Here is a 222-nt window from a genome sequence, read left to right on the forward strand (position 1 = left end):
CCGGGCAGCATGGGCAGCGGCCGACGCGACGAACCTCGCATCGGCAAAGACCTACGCCGATAGCGGCGACGCGACGAACCTCGCCGCCGCGAAAACCTACGCCGACGGCAAGGACACCAGCAACCGGGCAGCATGGGCAGCGGCCGACGCGACGAACCTCGCATCGGCAAAGACCTACGCCGATAGCGGCGACGCGACGAACCTCGCCGCCGCGAAAACCTA

At 68.5% G+C, this 222-nt stretch carries 1 protein-coding gene; it reads left to right on the forward strand.

Going from position 1 to position 222, the window contains the following annotated elements; translation table 11 throughout:
• Positions 1–222 (forward strand): hypothetical protein (locus GVL04_RS24465; RefSeq protein WP_200846984.1); only part of this gene is annotated, 222 nt, incomplete at both ends.

Source organism: Arthrobacter sp. 18067, from assembly GCF_902706295.1.
In the GTDB taxonomy this organism is placed as follows: Bacteria; Actinomycetota; Actinomycetes; order Actinomycetales; family Micrococcaceae; genus Arthrobacter.